The sequence below is a fragment of the Mucilaginibacter sp. FW306-07-L genome (assembly GCF_058782065.1).
This window is the reverse complement of sequence record NZ_JBYSXI010000003.1, coordinates 523,186-541,377: the sequence shown is the minus strand read 5'-3', so window position 1 is coordinate 541,377 and position 18,192 is coordinate 523,186. Positions and strand designations below refer to the sequence as shown.

At 45.0% G+C, this 18,192-nt stretch carries 19 protein-coding genes; 5 read left to right on the top strand and 14 right to left on the bottom strand.

What is annotated here, in order from left to right:
* Nucleotides 1-25 precede the first annotated feature (25 nt).
* Entirely contained in the window at nucleotides 26-694 is a 669-nt protein-coding gene (locus AC3WJC_RS17550) for a hypothetical protein (RefSeq protein WP_492400416.1), read from the top strand.
* Between the two features lie 131 nt (nucleotides 695-825).
* On the opposite strand, the gene AC3WJC_RS17545 is transcribed toward AC3WJC_RS17550, so the two are convergent.
* From AC3WJC_RS17545 to AC3WJC_RS17525, 5 genes are all read right to left on the bottom strand, one after another.
* Nucleotides 826-1,773: an FKBP-type peptidyl-prolyl cis-trans isomerase gene (locus tag AC3WJC_RS17545; protein WP_492400415.1), complete on the bottom strand. Its 948-nt coding sequence runs from the start codon at nucleotides 1,771-1,773 to the stop codon at nucleotides 826-828.
* A gap of 5 nt (nucleotides 1,774-1,778) precedes the next feature.
* Nucleotides 1,779-2,282, bottom strand: a complete 504-nt coding sequence (locus AC3WJC_RS17540) for an FKBP-type peptidyl-prolyl cis-trans isomerase (protein ID WP_492400414.1) — start codon at nucleotides 2,280-2,282, stop codon at nucleotides 1,779-1,781.
* A 101-nt stretch (nucleotides 2,283-2,383) separates the two neighbouring features.
* Complete coding sequence (locus tag AC3WJC_RS17535) at nucleotides 2,384-2,836, bottom strand: MarR family winged helix-turn-helix transcriptional regulator (RefSeq protein ID WP_492400413.1); 453 nt, start codon at nucleotides 2,834-2,836, stop codon at nucleotides 2,384-2,386.
* 37 nt (nucleotides 2,837-2,873) lie between these two features.
* A complete protein-coding gene (locus tag AC3WJC_RS17530; RefSeq protein ID WP_492400412.1) occupies nucleotides 2,874-3,455 on the bottom strand; it encodes a non-canonical purine NTP diphosphatase in 582 nt (193 codons plus the stop codon).
* A 5-nt stretch (nucleotides 3,456-3,460) separates the two neighbouring features.
* Nucleotides 3,461-4,015, bottom strand: coding sequence for a hypothetical protein (locus AC3WJC_RS17525; RefSeq protein WP_492400411.1), 555 nt, complete (start codon nucleotides 4,013-4,015; stop codon nucleotides 3,461-3,463).
* Nucleotides 4,016-4,182: 167 nt separating this feature from the next.
* On the opposite strand from AC3WJC_RS17525, the gene AC3WJC_RS17520 reads away from it, so the two are divergent.
* Nucleotides 4,183-5,553: a peptidylprolyl isomerase gene (locus AC3WJC_RS17520; protein WP_492400410.1), complete on the top strand. Its 1,371-nt coding sequence runs from the start codon at nucleotides 4,183-4,185 to the stop codon at nucleotides 5,551-5,553.
* A gap of 8 nt (nucleotides 5,554-5,561) precedes the next feature.
* Nucleotides 5,562-6,524 carry an AAA family ATPase gene (locus AC3WJC_RS17515; RefSeq protein ID WP_492400409.1) on the top strand — a complete coding sequence of 321 codons (963 nt, stop codon included), beginning with the start codon at nucleotides 5,562-5,564 and terminating at the stop codon, nucleotides 6,522-6,524.
* A gap of 122 nt (nucleotides 6,525-6,646) precedes the next feature.
* Here AC3WJC_RS17515 and AC3WJC_RS17510 read toward each other — a convergent pair whose 3' ends face one another.
* The gene (locus AC3WJC_RS17510; RefSeq protein ID WP_492400408.1) at nucleotides 6,647-7,756 is read right to left on the bottom strand and encodes a DUF6515 family protein; all 1,110 of its coding nucleotides are present in this window, start codon (nucleotides 7,754-7,756) and stop codon (nucleotides 6,647-6,649) included.
* Nucleotides 7,757-7,952: 196 nt separating this feature from the next.
* Between AC3WJC_RS17510 and AC3WJC_RS17505 the strand changes: the two genes are divergently transcribed.
* Entirely contained in the window at nucleotides 7,953-8,150 is a 198-nt protein-coding gene (locus AC3WJC_RS17505; protein WP_492400407.1) for a hypothetical protein, read from the top strand.
* A 1-nt stretch (nucleotide 8,151) separates the two neighbouring features.
* Here AC3WJC_RS17505 and AC3WJC_RS17500 read toward each other — a convergent pair whose 3' ends face one another.
* The 7 genes from AC3WJC_RS17500 to aspS all read right to left on the bottom strand — a co-directional run bounded on the left by AC3WJC_RS17500 (nucleotide 8,152) and on the right by aspS (nucleotide 14,113).
* Entirely contained in the window at nucleotides 8,152-8,721 is a 570-nt protein-coding gene (locus AC3WJC_RS17500; RefSeq protein WP_492400406.1) for a thiamine pyrophosphokinase, read from the bottom strand.
* 51 nt (nucleotides 8,722-8,772) lie between these two features.
* Entirely contained in the window at nucleotides 8,773-9,087 is a 315-nt protein-coding gene (locus tag AC3WJC_RS17495; protein ID WP_492400405.1) for a low molecular weight protein tyrosine phosphatase family protein, read from the bottom strand.
* A gap of 9 nt (nucleotides 9,088-9,096) precedes the next feature.
* On the bottom strand, nucleotides 9,097-9,453 hold the full coding sequence (locus AC3WJC_RS17490) for a hypothetical protein (protein WP_492400404.1): 357 nt from the start codon (nucleotides 9,451-9,453) through the stop codon (nucleotides 9,097-9,099).
* 338 nt (nucleotides 9,454-9,791) lie between these two features.
* Complete coding sequence (locus tag AC3WJC_RS17485) at nucleotides 9,792-10,472, bottom strand: hypothetical protein (RefSeq protein ID WP_492400403.1); 681 nt, start codon at nucleotides 10,470-10,472, stop codon at nucleotides 9,792-9,794.
* Nucleotides 10,473-10,475: 3 nt separating this feature from the next.
* Nucleotides 10,476-11,783, bottom strand: a complete 1,308-nt coding sequence (locus AC3WJC_RS17480) for an amidohydrolase (RefSeq protein WP_492400402.1) — start codon at nucleotides 11,781-11,783, stop codon at nucleotides 10,476-10,478.
* Between the two features lie 38 nt (nucleotides 11,784-11,821).
* Entirely contained in the window at nucleotides 11,822-12,313 is a 492-nt protein-coding gene (locus AC3WJC_RS17475; protein WP_492400401.1) for an FKBP-type peptidyl-prolyl cis-trans isomerase, read from the bottom strand.
* 54 nt (nucleotides 12,314-12,367) lie between these two features.
* Nucleotides 12,368-14,113 carry an aspartate--tRNA ligase gene (aspS, locus tag AC3WJC_RS17470; protein WP_492400400.1) on the bottom strand — a complete coding sequence of 582 codons (1,746 nt, stop codon included), beginning with the start codon at nucleotides 14,111-14,113 and terminating at the stop codon, nucleotides 12,368-12,370.
* 257 nt (nucleotides 14,114-14,370) lie between these two features.
* Between aspS and AC3WJC_RS17465 the strand changes: the two genes are divergently transcribed.
* Nucleotides 14,371-17,265, top strand: a complete 2,895-nt coding sequence (locus AC3WJC_RS17465; protein ID WP_492400399.1) for a DEAD/DEAH box helicase — start codon at nucleotides 14,371-14,373, stop codon at nucleotides 17,263-17,265.
* On the opposite strand, the gene AC3WJC_RS17460 is transcribed toward AC3WJC_RS17465, so the two are convergent.
* Nucleotides 17,266-17,907, bottom strand: a complete 642-nt coding sequence (locus tag AC3WJC_RS17460) for a phosphatase PAP2 family protein (protein ID WP_492400398.1) — start codon at nucleotides 17,905-17,907, stop codon at nucleotides 17,266-17,268.
* Nucleotides 17,908-18,192 lie beyond the last annotated feature (285 nt).

Sequence of the window (18,192 nt, the reverse complement as noted above, 5' to 3'; positions counted from 1 at the left end):
GATTGTGAAACTTGTTCTTTAATTAATGGATCATAAATTATTACTGCTGGATAAAATTGATCTGGCAGATGCTGTCATAGAAAAAGTTGAAAGGTCATTTGGCGTACACCTTACGCCGAATGATCTTCAGCAAATACACACCATTGGCGATTTGTGCAACGTTGTTCACAGCCGGCTAAAGCTCGAAAACCATGATGCCTGTACTACACAGCATGCATTTTACATGTTACGTAACGCCATTACCGCCTCCACTATTATTGACAGGTGCGCCATTAATACCAATACCTGCCTTAAAGATGTTTTCCCCGAAGAGGAAAGATTACAGCTTGTAGCGGATATTGAGGGTGAAATGGGCCTGCGTTTAAATGTATTGCAGCCTAAGCAAAGTATTATAACAGGCTTGGCCATATTATTCGTGCTGTCGTTAACAACCGTTTACTTTAACTGGCAGGTTGGCTGTATAGGGCTTACGCTGTTCGCGGCAGGCTCATTAATGGCCAAAAAACGCGGCAGGCAGTTAGCTGTTAAAACCGTAGGCCAACTGGCTGAAAAAATAGCCCGTGAGCATCATTTAAAATGCCGCCGCAATGCGGCTATGGTTAGCCGTAAGGAAGTTAATCAGAAGATACATGAGCTTTTTAGAAATGAGTTCGATGTAAATCCAAAACTTAATCAAAATACTTCTTTTTATTAATTCAAAATTAGCGACCCGATAATTAGTTACCGGGTTAAAAGAATTTGATACATAACTACTGCTCCTATAAATATAAATGCCTGGTAATTTGAAATTACCAGGCATTTATATTTATAGGAGTCTAAAATATTTTAATCCTCCGGGGTAATTACTCCACCGCCATTGCTGGTTACACTGGTGATAGAAAAGTCCCACTTTAAGCAGCTAAATGCTGGAATAGAAGTACTACCCGCAAAGCCATACATTAAATGAGATGGTGCTATAATCGACACTGTTTGCCCGTTCCTTGCTTTTTGCATTGCTTCCTGAATCCCTAATTCTCTGTCTTCAACAACAAGACTGGTACTTGTGGTTACTTCATCAAGCTTCGTGTTATTCATGTTGTATAATGAATAGGTAACTCCAACGGTTGATGTTTTGGTTATTACTTTTCCAGTATCTGATCCGGAAAGTTTATAATATAGGCCTGACGCGGTTTTTGTGTAACCGGTTATGCCGATGCCATAAGCATTGGCATATTTGTTAATGCTCAGATCATCATAAGCTTTTTGATCGCCTATAATGCGTACCCAATAATCTAAACACTGATTGCCTGCTATACGGTTGCCTGAACTGCTGCTGCCTGTGCCAAAACCCGAAACGCCATAAGCTAAACGCGACGGAATAAGCAAACGCATGCTGCCTCCTTTGTATTTAAGCACATTATAAATAGCGTTTTGTAAGCCTTTTGGTAAGCTTGAGCGGCTAAACTGGCCTAAAAAACCATAGTAGTGGTTAATTATGGTATCCGTAGCAATATACTTTCCATCAAAACTGCGGATGGTATAAACCATGGCCACACGGTCAGAATATTGGATGCGCGGGCTATCAACCATGCCTTTGTCAATTAGCTGGTAATATAAACCCGAGGTATCGCCATCGGTAGTGTCGCGCACCATGCTGTTAAGGGCATTGGCACTTATATAGTTTTTTATCTGCTGGTCATCATACTCCTTAATATCCGGATAAACCTTATCCTTATTGCATGATGCGAATATTACGGTTGAGAAAAGTAAAAGCGTAAATAGTTTTTGTTTCATTTATATTAGTTCGTTACGTCGTATAGCGTTATGTCAAAATCGAGCAGTGAGTTGGCGGGTATACCATAAGTAAGCTGATCATACGGCCCGTAAGCATAGCGCGATGGCGATAGTATACGTACCCTACCGCCTTTTTGAACCTGCGGTATGCCCAACTGCCATGCCCTGATAATACCGCTGCCCAGCGTATATGACGGATGGAAATCACCGGTAGAATCAACGCCCTGGCCTGTTAACAGTAATTTAGCTTTGTAGCCTACCGTTACCCTGGTTGCGTTTGTAAATACACTGTTACCGCTGCCCGCGTTAAGTACAATGTAATAAACGCCGGTGGTATCAATCCGCTTTGCTACATCCTGCAGGTTATTATCAGCAATATAGCGCTGCATTATTTCATCATCAATACGGGCCTGCTCACGGTATTTTTCGGCACCAACTAATGATTTTTTGCAGCCCTCGGCCATAGCCACCGCCACAAAACATAATATAACCAACAGTATCCTGTTCATCTTACTTCTCAACCGGCAAAGTTATTCTTTTATAATTCAAAAACAGCAGCTTAACACTTTTTAACGTTTAACGCTGCGGCGGGTGCTTTATTTTGGCAGGTTTAATGTTTATCCGGATCATAATTAAGGGTAAGGGTATTGATCTTTTTAAGCAGGCTGCTCAGGTAATCACGTTCCTTCTCGTTAATACGGCTGTTCAGGTAATTATTAAACTGTTTAACCACCTGGCGTGCCAGGTGGCGTTTTTCAATACCCGCAGGGGTGAGGTATATTTTAACGGAGCGCTTATCGCCCGCGTTCATTTCACGGTATATCAAACCGGTTGTTTCCAAGTGGTTAAGCATCCGCGAAAGGCTGGTTGATTTTAAGCCCAGCAACTGCGCCGCCTGCGATACGGTAGTACCCTCCGTTTCATCAATATTAATAAGCAGGTAACCTATTTTTTGAGTAATACCATGCTCAATAACAATCTGGTTATAGCGGTTGGCCATATTTTGCCAAACTATTTTAAGCAGATAGTCGATAGTTTCCTGATGCTTTAACGGGTTACGCATAATTAACAAACATATAAATTCCTCGGCATCCTAAAAATCAGGCAATATTTTCTAAAAAATTGATCAAGCCTTTAAGCGCCCTCGCACGATGGCTTATGGCGTTCTTTTCGTCCATGCTCATTTCGGCAAAAGTTACGCTATGCCCGGCTGGTTCAAATATCGGGTCGTACCCGAAACCGCCGTTGCCCGCCCGCTGTTCACGGATGGTTCCCTCAACCGTTCCTTCAAAAAAATGCTCCTGCCCTTCCCACATCAATGATATTACCGTACGGAAACGGGCTGCCCGGTTAGCTTCACCCTGCAGGCTGTTAAGCACCTTATCCATATTAGCCTCATGATTGCCATGCGCGCCTGCGTACCGCGCCGAATAAACGCCCGGTTCGCCATTAAGGGCATCAACTTCCAGCCCGCTATCATCGGCAAAGCAGTTCATATTATAACGGTTAAAAATATAGCGGCTTTTAATAGATGCGTTTTCGGCGAAGGTGGTGCCGGTTTCGTCAATATCTCCGGTAAAGCCAATATCGGCAAGGGTGAGCAGCGTTATCTTATCACCGATCATCTGCGCCACTTCCTCTAACTTATGGCGGTTGTTGGTGGCTAATACAAGTTTGTGCATGTTGTTTAAAAGTTTTTTACCTGCTCCCAAAAAGCTTTTTTATTCTCGTTGCTGCTCATCATCTCCCCAAAAGCGAAAGTGATCAATACCGGTAAATTATTAAACACCGCTGCCTGGTTAAACGCCGTTGCCAAAAGCTCTTTCGGCGCGGTGGCCTTGCCTAATACCATTATTTTTTGCGGGGCAAGCTGCTTTAGCAGATCCGCCATAGTAGCATCCGGATGTTTATCAAGGTTAACGATGGCTATATCATCTATGGTATAATCCTTCCGTTTTAAAGTTGCCTCAAGGGCGGCCTGATGATCCGGCGCAATAAAAACGGCATCGGCATAACCGGTTAAAACCAACAAACCTTTTTTATTTTGCCCAAGGTACTGCACCTGCGTTGGTACCGCCGCTTCAATCGGCATGGTTACTTCGGGCGTTGTTTCGGCTTGTTGTGTTTCGGCCGGCTCATTAACAGTGGTTAACCCATCGTTAAAAAGGTGCTTTTCTGTATTGAGCAAGAAAACATCATCATCAAACAAATACTTATACGCGGCCGGATCTTCTACTCTCACTTTAACAAATTTTAACAAAAGTAATTAAACGCTTTGAAGCTTTATGGGCATATTAGCACATTAATAGAGTGCATATTTATTTTAACGCGGTAATTAACAATTTTTTACCGAAATTCGTGTTTTTTTAAAGGATAGCTATCCGATACAGAATGAGCAAATTAACATATATGAAAAAGATCGCGAAGGTGGCGTTAGGATTGATGCTGATGGCAGGTACTGCATTCGCGCAAAAAAAACAAATGCTTGATAAGGTTGCGGCCGTGGTAGGCAACAGCCCTATACTACAATCAGACATAGAACTGCAATACGCGCGCTACCAGGCCGAGGGCGGTACGCCTAATCCTGACATTAAATGCCAGATAATGCAAACTCTGGTAAGCCAGAAATTGCTTGGCCAGCAAGCCGTTATTGATAGCGTGCAGGTAAAGGATGAAGAGGTTGATAACGAGGTTGACCGTCGTATGCGCGGCATGATACAGCGTGCCGGCGGGCAGGAAAGGCTTGAAGGCTTTTTAGGCCGCTCGGTAATTCAATACAAAGATGAAATACGCGATGACCTGCACGAACAGTTGGTTGCCCAGCGCATGCGCGAAAAGATCATCGAAAAGCTGAATGTTACCCCGCAGGAGGTTAAGGAGTTTTTTGAAAAGATACCTAAGGACAGCCTGCCTACTATTAACAAAGAGGTTGAGGTTGGCGAGATCGTTTTTCAGCCTAAGCTAACTAAGGAAGAAAAAGCGGTTTACAAGCAGAAAGCCGAAGACCTGCGTGCCCGTGTAAAAAAAGGTGAGGATTTTGCCTCGCTTGCCCGCCTGTATTCACAGGATGGATCGGCTGCCGAAGGTGGTGACCTGGGTTTTGCCGACCGTAACAGCTACGTAAAGGAATTTGCCGCTTACGCGTTTAAGCTAAAGGCGGGTGAAATTTCGCCTGTATTTGAAACCGATTACGGTTTTCACTTTTTACAGGTGATTGAACGCCGCGGCGAGCAGGTACACGTACGCCATATATTAATTATACCGGTAACTACCGAGCCAAGCCTTGCACGAGCAAGCCACATGGCCGATAGTATTTATACCATGATGAAAAAGAATAAAGCTATCGATTTTTCGAGCGCGGCCTCTTTTTACTCAGATAATAAAGACACCAAGTACAATGGTGGCATGATGCTGAACCTCGAGGATGTACAATCACGCAGTACGCTGATACCAACCGATAAACTTGACCCGCAGGTAGCCCTGGTGATTGACACCATGAAGGTTGGCGAATTTTCAAAACCACAGCTATTAACTGAAAAGGATGGCAAAAAGAGCTACAAGATACTCTACCTGAAATCAGTAACTGACGCGCACAAGGCCAGCCTTGAGAAGGATTTTCCTAAACTGAAGGAACAGGCTTACAACGCTAAAATGAGCCGTATGATTAGCGAATGGTTTGAGCGCAAACGTAAGGAAACTTACATCCGTATTGATGAGCAAAGCGCTGCCTGCCCGCAATTAAAGGGATGGTCTACCGTTACAACCGCGCAAGTTAACTAACCCTATCTATGCAATACGGATCAGACGTTGAGGCTGCCGATGCACTAAGCCAGGCCTATAAAAACCTGCGTGCCGAAATAGGCAAGGTAATTATAGGGCAGGACGAGGTGATCAAATATGTGCTGGTATCCATATTCAGCAACGGGCATTGCCTGTTGGTTGGAGTACCAGGCCTTGCCAAAACGTTGCTGGTACAAACCGTAGCACAGGCCTTACAGCTTGATTTTAAGCGCATACAATTTACGCCCGACCTAATGCCGTCGGACATTATCGGCGCGGAGATTTTAGGTGAGGACCGTAACTTTAAGTTTATTCACGGGCCTGTGTTTTCAAACATTATTTTGGCTGATGAAATAAACCGCACGCCACCCAAAACCCAGGCGGCATTGCTCGAGGCCATGCAGGAAAAATCGGTTACCGCCGCGGGTATCACCCATAAGCTGGCGCAGCCATTTTTTGTGTTAGCTACGCAGAACCCGATTGAGCAGGAGGGCACCTACCCGCTGCCCGAGGCGCAACTGGATAGGTTTATGTTTAACGTTACCCTGAATTACCCAACCTTTGCCGAGGAACTCCAGGTGGTTAAAAATACTACCGGTACATTTAAAAGCGATGTTAACCCCATACTTAACGCGCAACAGATCGTTTACTTTCAGCAACTGGTACGCAATATACCGGTAGCTGATAATGTGCTGGAATATTCTGTTAAGCTGGTTACCAAAACACGCCCTAACGGCGAGTTTGCCACACCGCAAGTAAAACGTTTACTAAACTGGGGGGCTGGCCCACGCGCTTCGCAGTTTTTGATATTGGGGGCCAAGTGCCACGCGGTTATTAACGGTAAATATTCGCCGGATATTGAGGATGTGCAGGCTATAGCCAAACCTATATTAAGCCACCGTATAGTACGTAGCTACCATGCCGAAGCCGAGGGGCTTACTAATGACGATATTATTCAGCAGCTTTTTTAATATAAACTGATATAAAACACAAACAGGCGGTACCCATAAGTACCGCCTGTTTTTTTTATAAAAAAGCGGATGGATACCTCAAAGCACCCATCCGCCAAACTATATAATCACTATTTAAATACTTATTGCTGATCGTCGTCGTCGTTATCGGCGGGTTGATCTTTATCTTTATTATCATCGGGCACACCAACTACCTTGTAAACTTTTTTGTCGTTAGCGTCGCGGTCTTCCTTATAATACACCCCCATCTGGTCTATATAAAGTTTTTCACCGTTCAGGGTAACCTTACGGGTGTCAGCAGGCAGTTCAACCACAATATCGCCCACCAAAGGCAGTTGTTCGTTATAACCTTCGTCGGTATTCAGTTCACCGTCCTTACCGGCTATCTGGTAAGTGGTGGTACCGTCATCCTTGGTTACCGGCTGATAATATATGCCATTCAGCTCATAGTACTGATTGCCGTTTATAACGATGGATTGCGCTTTTTCAGGAACTTCTTTTATTTCAGCACCTACCGGTGGCTCAACTACGGTATACTGGTCGTCAGTACTTTGTTGATAGTATAAGCCATCACTATAATAATATTGTGCATTGTTCCAGTAAAACGGATAGTAGCCAAACGGCAGCACTCCTATGCTAAAGCCAATATGCGGCATGTAATACGATGAATAATAGCCACGATAAGGATAATAGAAGCCACGGCCACCATAATATCCACGGCCATAATAACCCCGGTTACCGTAGTAACGGCTGCCATAATAGCGGTTGTTACCATAGTAACGGTTGCTATAATAGCCACGGCCGTTATATGGCGGGCGACCGTAAACCCGGTTGCCATTATTATTAAACCTGCCGCTTTGATTACCATAACGGCTGCTTGACGGCATATTACCCCTGCTGATGCCAGCCTGGTTATCAAACCTGCCTGAACCACCCGGCCTTGTACCCGGCGACGACATGCGCGGACCCTGGTTTGAACTACCGAATGACGGCCTTGAGCCACCGCCGCCAAATGACGGGCGAGAGCCGCCGGAACTCATTGACGGGCGAGACATACCGCCACCGCCACCAAAGGAAGGACGGGAAACGCCTACGCTGCCACCACCACCACGAGAACCTCCGCCACCGCCGCCTCCGCGAGAACCGCGTTGCGCATCGGCGCTAAATACTGTAAACGAGCAAAGCAGCCCGCTTAAAGCAACATAAAGCAAATTTCTATATGACCTTTTCATCCTTTTAAGATATTGTTGACTAACAGCTTCGCTGTTATTATATAATACAGACTATTAAATAATCAAACGGTTTAACGGTGCTTAAATTATTTGAAGTGTTTTACCGTACTGCCTTATGCAATTATAACGCCCTGGCAGGCAAAACTTTATATAGCAAACGGATGTTTACAGTATAATTATAAACCATTTTAAAATTATGAATGCTAACATTAATGATTTGAATGACCGGGATGGGCATTTGAATGAGGGCAATGAGAATGCGGCCAGGTTTAACAGCGACGCACAAAAGCATGCTATTGAAGCTATGGAAGAGGACGAAGCCGCAAGGGCAGAACATCAATCTGCCGGTAAGAAAAAGGGCGATGAAGACCCGATGGATTCCTACGGATTGTAACTCACATCTCCTCGGCAATAAACAGTTGCGGCAGATCGAACTGAAGGCTTATAAAGCCATCGTGTGTGGTTTTAAAACTGCCGCCGCCTGTTGCCTCAAGCCCGGCGGTATGCAGCTCATTGGGGTGCGATAGTATCCTGATCACCTGCCCGGCGGGTTTCCATTTGCTAAAACCGCTTGTTATGGCGTAAATGCGCTGGTTGCCATTTAGTAATACCAGGTTTATCTTATCCGCAAAGAACATAAAATCCTTTAGCTGCAGGTCATCTGTTACAATATTTACGGCGGGGTAGCCATGCGTAACTAAAAATTTGAGGGCAGCCACGGCGGCATCGTCCGCACCGGCAGGCATCAGTTTTACGTCTGATTGCAGGTCAGCATCCGCGTCATCCGTTATCAGCCAATCCATCTTGATGCCAAAGGCATGTAATTGTTCGGCAGTATCGGGCGTGGCTATTACGGTCGGGCTCCACTCCAGCAGTTGCCCCAAAAGCTCGTCCGAAAAGTTGTTCAACCCCAGCACCAGCAAGGCCGGTTCCTGTTTTTCACGTACTACATGGTGTGATGACATGTTTGCTTCTTTATTTATACAACCGCCATAAACAAAAGCGGTTTGGCCGGTTTAAAGATAAGCAGAGAGTGAACTATTAAAAATACCGATCAGTTCCAGATCGCCAAACTGGTATTCATCTGCAATATCAAGCACGATGAGTTGCTTATCATTTAAACTGTACCGCTGGGTAAGCAACGCCCGGTGTTTACGCTCCATTACAAATATAACATCAGCCCAATCAATCATTTTTTGATTGACACGGACGCGTGCCTTATCGCTCGTGCCTGCAGAGCGGGCCGAATGCACGGGATGGTTTTTAAATAATAGTTCGGCCGTGGGGCTGCGCCACTGGTTTTTGCTACAAATAAATAACAGGTTTGCCAAATGAAAGTATTAACAAGGCATATGATATGAAACGCGGACTAACTTACCCGTTTTTTTATCAAAAAATAGCAAGAGTGAATCATCGCTTATTTTTTCGGTGGGTGCTAACCTTACTGTATCGAACGTACCTTCTGCCATTTTAATTTCTGAAACTTCAGTTCCTGAAACAGGGAACAGTTTTTTAATAACATCCAGGGTAGTTGTTTTATCAAGTTTGATTTTACCAAACGATAAATATACCGCAGAGCCCTTACTGTAATCCACATCCGTAAATACTACCGTATCGTTATATTTTTCAAAGGTCATGCCTTTTACATAATAGTAGTCAAACTTTTTATCGTAGTATGATGTACAAATATCATTCATATCAGGGGTAACAATACTATCGGGCTTACCAAATACAGCTTTCAGGTTTTTAAATTGCTTTCCATTGGCAGTTTGCCGCTGATACGCATTTCGCTTAATCGTAAAAATTCTTTGTTTAAACTGTCTGCTTGTGGCTTTATTAAACAGGATACATTGATTCGCTTAGCCGCGCTTTGCTGGTAGCAGGCAAATACAAGCGGTAAAAATATTATTAAAAATGCTTTAGTGAATATTAATGTGCGGGTTTTCATAGGTTTGGTTTTTTGCCAAATTAACTAATGTCTGTTAATAAAACAATAAGTATTGCCTGTACAGATTACTTAAACTCACTGATGTAATCAGTTGTATTTTGCTTTGTATATCCGTAAAGCCAAAATTATTACCCCGATTAAAATAGAAAATATGAATATCGCTATGCCATGTTTTCTGTCGGCATCTTTATACATGTAAACCCGCTCTCCATTAGGCAAGGTTTTTTTAGAAAAGTGGAGCAGCCAGCCAATAAAAACACCGACTATACTAAACAACACAATTGTAACATAACCCGAAATTATAAGCGGCGTAGTATTTCGTTCAGGCTTTTTTAATATTTGAATGTACGATTGCCTTGCGTCATTAACCTGCTCATCACTAACATTAACACCACGATCATGTAATATCTTTTTGGCCAGTTGCTGGTCGAAGTTACTCCACTCGTCGGTCTTAGTAATCACATCCATTAACTCATCGTCAGAGAAGGCAAACAAATAATGATCGCTGTTTACCTGGGCCAGATTTTCTGCTTCAGCTTCATCCAATATTCTATTAGCCCGGTCAAAATCGGCCGGACTTATGTTAATCAAATACTCCCTGTCAAGCTCATCGTTATTGTTAAAATAGGGCTTAAACGACAAGGCATCTTCTTCAACCCGGTAAGCGATATCATTCTCTTTTAATAAAACCACCAGATCCTCGGCCAGTGCCTGGTCATTAAATTTTTTAAAGGTTACAAATTCTTCCATGTGCTGGTCGGGCTTCATTTATTACTTACTTTTAGCCGCCATATAATCCAGCGTTAAGTTGCACAGGGCTTTTACGCCGAGGGTAAAACCGCTTTCGTCAATAAAAAAATCGGGCGTATGGTGCGGCGGCGCGGTGAGTGGGTTGCCGCCTTTGGGCATTCCGCCTAAAAAAAAGAAGATGCCGGGCACCTTTTCCTGGTAAAAGCTAAAATCTTCGGCACCGGTAACGGGTGGTACCTGCAGCACATTATCTTTCCCAGCCGTAGCCTGTAAGGTGGGCAGCATTTTGGCGGTAAGCGCTGGGTCGTTATAGGTTACCGGGTAATGGTTGCTGTAGGGTATTTTTACGTCGGCGGTAGCATTGTAGGCCTCAGCGGTTTTTTCGGCGATCTGCTTTACACGGCTGGTGATCAGCTTTTCATCCGCATCAGTAAAAAAGCGCAGGGTGCCCTGCATTTCCACAGCTTCCGGAATGATATTGAACCTTGTACCACCCTTAATAGCGCCAATGGTTACCACGGCCGGGTTTTGCGTTACGTTTACATTACGGCTAACAATGGTTTGCAGGCTGCTGATGATCTGCGCCGATACCACCACCGGGTCAACACTCTGCCATGGATAAGCACCGTGCGATGATTTACCTTTTACGGTGATCATCATATCGTTAACGCCAGCCATGGTGCCGCCGGGGCGACAGGTAATAGTGCCCACCTCTAAGCTGGAATTAATATGCAGCCCGAATATAGCATCTACATTAGGGTTGGTAAGTACGCCCTGCTTCACCATCTCTTCGGCACCGCCCTTTTCGCCGTAAGGCGCGCCCTCTTCCGCAGGTTGAAAAATGAATTTTACCGTTCCGGCCAGATCCTTTTTCATGCCCGACAATACCTCGGCCACGGCCATCAATATCGCCATGTGCGAATCATGTCCGCAGGCATGCATGGTGCCTACATCCTGCCCGTTATAGGTGGTTTTTATTTTTGAGGCGAACGGGAGATTAACACGCTCGCTTACCGGCAAGCCATCCATATCGGCACGCAGGGCTACTACCGGGCCTGGTTTACCGCCTTTTAATATACCTACTACACCGGTTGTGGCTATACCCGTTTTAACCTCAATACCCAGGCTTTGCAGGTGTTTGGCTATGATGCCCGATGTGCGTACCTCACGGTTACCCAGTTCGGGGTTTTGATGAAAATCACGCCGCCAGGCAACCAGTTTGGCTTGCAAGGCATCGGCTTTAGCGGCGGCGGTTGCTTTAAGTTTGGTGTTTTGAGCCGATGCGGCTAACGAAAACAGAGAGAAAGCAATAAGGCAAAACTTTTTCATAGATGAAGGTTTTGCCTTAAAGATAATATTTATACGTACTATTTGAAACTTAACAGATCAACCGTAAAAATGAGGGGTGTATTTGGAGGAATAGTACCTCTGCCACCGGGGCCATAAGCTAAACCTGATGGAATGATAAGGTACAAACGGCCTCCGGTATTAATACGCGGAATACCTAATTGCCATCCGCGTATATAGCTGGTTAACGGCAGATCGGTATTTCCGGAATCAAATATTTTACCATCAAAAAACTTACCTGTATAATTAATATTAATGGTTGAATTTACTGTTGGATAACTACCTGTACCAGGTGTGAGTATCTGGTAAAAAATACCGTTCTCATCTCGGGTAGCGTTAATTTTAGCTTTAGTGGTAGTATCATTATACGTTTTAATATATGCCTGGATAGCCGCGCTATCTATTTTGGCTTGTTTCGCGGCATCAAACTTATCACCACTATCCTTTTTGCAAGCAGCAAAAGCAACCATTATAATGGCTAAAGCGCTAAATACGTATTTTAATCTGCTCATATTTTCTTTTTCTACCCTAACGTAAGTTAGCGGCAAAGCGCTACAGGCTTTATGTTAAATGGTGGTGGTAATGCTTAATTCCTTCATTTGTTCGGGCGCGATGGTTGACGGCGAATCGATCATCACGTCACGGCCTGAGTTGTTTTTAGGGAAGGCGATCACATCGCGGATAGAATCCAACCCGGCGAAGATGGAGCACAACCTGTCAAACCCAAACGCTATACCGCCATGCGGCGGAGCACCAAATTCAAAGGCATCCAGCAAAAAGCCAAATTGCTTTTGCGCTTCTTCCGCCGAAAAGCCCAGGTGCTTGAACATCAGCGATTGTAATGTTTTTTCGTGGATACGGATAGAACCGCCGCCTATCTCAGTACCATTGATCACCAAGTCATACGCGTTGGCGCGTACGCTGCCCGGTTCGGTATCTAACAAAGCTATATCTTCCGGTTTTGGCGAGGTGAACGGGTGGTGCATGGCGTGGTAACGACCATTTTCTTCGTCCCATTCCAGCAGCGGGAAGTCAACCACCCACAGCGGCGCGAATTTATCCTTATCGCGTAAGCCTAAGCGGCCGCCCATCTCCAGGCGAAGCTCGTTCAATTGCTTACGTACCTTATCGGCAGGGCCGGCGAGTATCAGCATTAAATCGCCCAGTTCAGCCTCAAACGCCGCTGCCCAGTTTGTGAGCGCGTCCTCATTATAAAATTTATCAACCGATGATTTAAGCGTGCCATCGGTATTGTAACGGCAATATACCAACCCGGTAGCGCCAATTTGCGGGCGTTTTAACCAGTCGGTCAGCTCATCAACCTGTTTACGGGTATAGCCCGCACAGCCTTTGGCATTAATACCAACCACCAGCTCGGCATTATCGAAAATAGCGAAGTTGCTGCCTTTAACCACGTCGTTCAATTCAACGAATTGCATGCCGAAGCGAAGGTCGGGCTTATCTGAGCCGTACAAACGCATCGCATCTGAGTATTGCATACGTGGGAAAGTATCTAACGAGACACCTTTAACCACGCTGAATAAATGGCGGGTAAGGCCTTCAAAAATGTTCAATATATCTTCCTGCTCCACAAACGAAAGCTCGCAGTCTATCTGTGTAAACTCAGGCTGACGGTCAGCACGCAGATCCTCATCGCGGAAACATTTTACGATCTGGAAATAACGGTCGAACCCGCTCACCATCAGCAACTGCTTAAAGGTTTGCGGCGATTGCGGCAGGGCGTAAAACTCACCTGGGTTCATGCGGCTTGGCACCACAAAATCACGTGCGCCTTCAGGTGTAGACTTAATCAGAACCGGTGTTTCTACTTCCATAAAGCCTTGCGCGTCCAGGTATTTACGCACTTCCTGGCCCATGCGGTGGCGCAGCATCAGGTTTTGGCGTATCGGGTTACGGCGCAGGTCGAGGTAACGGTATTTGGCACGCAGTTCCTCGCCGCCATCCGTTTCATCCTCAATTAAAAAGGGCGGTATTTTGGCCGCGTTAAGTATTTCCAGTTCCTCAACACCAATTTCAATATCACCCGTGGCTATTTTAGGGTTTTTGCTGGTACGCTCAAGCACCTTGCCGCTTACTTTGATCACAAACTCGCGGCCCAGGCTACGTGCTCTTTCACGCAGGTCGGCATCGGTATCAACATTCAGCACCAGTTGGGTTAAACCAAAACGGTCGCGTACATCAATAAAGGTGGTACCGCCCAAATCGCGCGATTTTTGCACCCATCCGCAAAGGGTTACTGTTTGGCCTAAATAATTGATATTTAATTCGCCGCAAGTATGTGTTCTTAGCATAGCCCGTGTTTATTTAAAGTGAGCAAAAGTACATTTTTGACCCGAAAGCCAAAAGGTTTTTCAGTATGTGTGCAATACCATACCAGTGCCGCCGCAGCAAATGCAATCAGATGGTATTATGCGCGCGGCTTTATTTACCATGTTGAAAAAGAATATCCGTAAATAATAAGCTTAAAACTTCGTAATGAGCGAAATTCTGATTACGTTTGAATTTTTTGTTGTTGTAGCTTACATTAATTTTTTACCCTGAAAGATCAATGTTACGCGTAGACAGCACCAAGCCCTGCAAAATTATTTATGCCATTGCCCGGCATGAATACCTGGGCTATGTTATTGAGCCGCACATTGTTCAGCTTAACCCTAACGGCGAATTTTCGCTTACTCACCAGCGCCTTTTTAGCAATACCGCGCAGGAATTTGCGAATTGTATTGATGATACCGACCTGAAGCTGATCAAGCTTTTGGAAGAGATGGAGCAGGGTAACATTATTAAACGCTACCATAAAAAACCGATACGCCCGTTTGAATTTTTTGCTAAGGTATTTAACGAGCAGCTTTTTGACTTGATTCGCCCCAAGATTGAGAAACGGATGGCCGAAGCGCTTGCCCTGCTGCGCAGCAAAAACATTTACCTGATGAGCAAGGAAGGCTACCCCGCTGAAAAGGAGCTGCATATTGCCGGTGAGCCGGCATCGGTACTATTCCATTTCAGGCGTGATGATACGGAGATACGCTATTTCCCCACCATCAAATTCCAGGGGATGCGTATTGAGTTCATGTTCAAGAATGCCGAGATCATTTGTAACCACCCGGCCTGGATGCTGCTGGATGATACGTTGTATTATTTTGATAAGGATATTGAGGGCAAAAAACTACAGCCGTTTTTAAACAAGCGCTACATTGCCATTCCGAAGAGTTCAGAGCAATCGTACTTTGAGCGTTTTGTGGCCCCGCTTATTGAAAAGCAAAATGTATACGCCGAGGGCTTTACCATCAACACCGAAAAGTATGATGCCCGGCCGGTGCTTAAACCTATTTATGTAGAGGGTGGCACCTCGCAACTGCAACTATACTTTAAGTATGCCGGTTATGTTTTCCCTTACGGGGATGGCAGGCACGTATCGGTACGTATCGAAAAAAATGGCGATGATTATATTTTTCACCGTATAAAAAGATCAACCACCTGGGAGCGGAATAAGATGGCGTTGCTTGAGGCCAAGGGGTTAAAAACGGCATCATCATTATTTCAAAACTTAGAGGTAGCGCACGGCGAGGATGATGCCGATCAATCGTTCTCAGTATTTGAGTGGCTGAACCAGCACCACGACGCGTTGGTAAGCGAGGGCTTTGAGATAGAGCAGCCCGAAGGGCAAAAACGCTACATCTTCGGCAATACCAAGATAGACCTGGAGATCAAAGAGAATAACGACTGGTTTGATATTAACGCCGTGGTATACTTTGGCCCGTACCGTATTCCGTTCATCGAACTCAAAAACCATATACTTAACCATAAGCGCGAATTTGTACTGCCATCAGGCGAGATTGCCGTGATACCCGAAAAATGGTTTTCGCAATACGGCAACCTGCTGCACTTTAGCGAGGGCGGCGAGGATTTAAAGTTGCGCCGCCACCACCTTGGCCTGGTAAGCGAACTGGCCGATGGCGAAATTGCAGGCCTGGCCATGACCCGTAAACTGCAACGCCTTAATGATTTTGAAGCACTTGAGGATATACCTATGCCGGCTGATTTTGCAGGCGTATTACGCCCGTACCAAAAGGCGGGTTACAACTGGTTCCATTTTTTAAAGGATTTTCACTTTGGCGGATGTTTAGCTGATGACATGGGTTTGGGTAAAACCATACAGACCCTAGCCCTGCTGCAAAAACATAAAGAAGATACGGAGGCCGAAGGCGGGCATAGCACATCGTTGCTGATTATGCCAACCTCGCTGGTGTATAATTGGCTTAACGAGGCGCGCAAATTCGCGCCACGGTTAAGGCTGATGGTACACACGGGCACCTTCCGTTATAAATCGCCGGAGGTATTTAAAAATTACGATGTAATTGTGACCACCTATGGCATTAGTCGTATAGATATTGAGCTGTTCAAAAATTACTTTTTTGACTACATTATATTAGATGAAAGCCAGAACATCAAAAATCCGTCATCCAAATCGTACCAGGCTGTAAAGCAGCTTAAATCACGCTTCAGGCTGATATTGAGCGGTACCCCGGTAGAAAATTCGGTGAATGATTTGTGGACACAAATGTCGTTCATCAACCCCGGCTTATTGGGCACCCAACAGTTTTTTCAAAATGAGTTTGTTACGCCAATAGAAAAGAAGAAGGACGAGGAAAAGGCCCGCCGCCTGCAAGCGCTGATCAAGCCCTTTGTAATGCGCCGAACCAAAGAGCAGGTAGCCACCGAGCTACCGCCAAAAACAGAAAACCTGTTTTATTGCCAGATGAGCGAGGAGCAGGCCGAGGTTTACGAAAAAATAAAATCAGAATACCGCAACGAGTTGCTCAAAAGTATTGAAGATGGTACTTATGCCAAGCAGCAGATACAGGTATTGCAAGGGCTGATCAAGTTAAGGCAGATCGCTAATCACCCGGTCATGATCGACCAGGATTACGAGGGCGATTCGGGCAAGTTCGAGAACGTGGTACACACGCTGGCCAGCGTGCTGGATGGCGGGCATAAGGTGCTCATCTTTTCGCAATTTGTTAAACAGTTAGCCTTATACCGCGAGCATTTAGAAAAACAAGGCGTGCCGCATGTATACCTTGATGGCAGTACCCAAAACCGTGGCGATGTAGTTAAACGTTTCCAGGAAGATGAAAAAACACGGGTTTTCCTGATCTCCATAAAAGCGGGCGGCGTGGGCCTTAACTTAACCCAGGCCGACTATGTATTTATCCTCGACCCATGGTGGAACCCCGCTGTTGAGCAGCAGGCTATTGACCGTACGCACCGCATCGGCCAAACTAAAAATGTGTTCATCTACAAATTCATCACCAAGGATACGGTTGAAGAAAAAATACTCGCCCTGCAAAACCGCAAGCTGAGTGTTGCCCGGTCGCTTATTACTACCGAAGAGAGCTTTATTAAATCCTTATCGGCAGATGATATTAAGGAGATACTGGGTTAATTAAACGGCATCGCCGCGTTTGCGCAGGTAAAACCAGGCCAATACCCAAAGGCATATCAGGCCGGATAGAAATCCACCTAAAACATCAGTAAACCAATGCGCTCCTAAATAAACGCGCGAAAAGGGTATGATAAATATCAGGAATAATGAAATGGCGATGGTAACTAACCGCAGCGCCTTTGGCAGAGAGCGCCTGGTAAACATCACAATCACCATAAAGCCAAAAAACACCACATAAAACTGCGTATGCCCGCTGGGGAAACTTTGTTGCACGGTTTTTTCGATCACGCTCACAATATCTGTTGATGGCCTGGCCCGGTTAACCACTGCTTTTATAATGGTACTTACCAGGCCGGATAGCAGGGTAAGCATGGTAAACAGCGCTTCCTTTTTATATTTAACAGCCATAAAAGCTACAGCTATAATGGCAGCCATGGTAACTGACACCCACACGTAACCCGGATAGCTTACCAGCTTCATCAGCACATCAAGCATTGGCATACGGTGCTCCTGCACCTCTTCAGAAAATTTAAGGTCGATAGCGCTTTCAGGAAAAAAGGACACGAAAAAGGATAGCAGAATAAAACCGGCGATAAGGCCGATAAGTGTAAAAGTGAGTATGCGTTGGCGACGTTCGAGCATAAAATGGTTTGGGTAAAGTGCAAAAAAAATGTCAGATACCTCGCGTATCTGACATTTTCTAATTAACTATTAACTGACCTCAATATTTAACGATATTGAGTAAACAAATCTAAATTGATAAAAGCGAGCTGATCGGGACGTAAACATCCGGATGGCTCCGTTTTATCAACTGTATCAATAACGCTGTATCGGGTGTTTTGTTGTTTTCGAGCTAATATTATAGTGAATTTTTATGGCATTTTCAATTTTTAATTCGCCGGATTATTAATTCAAATACTTTCTAAA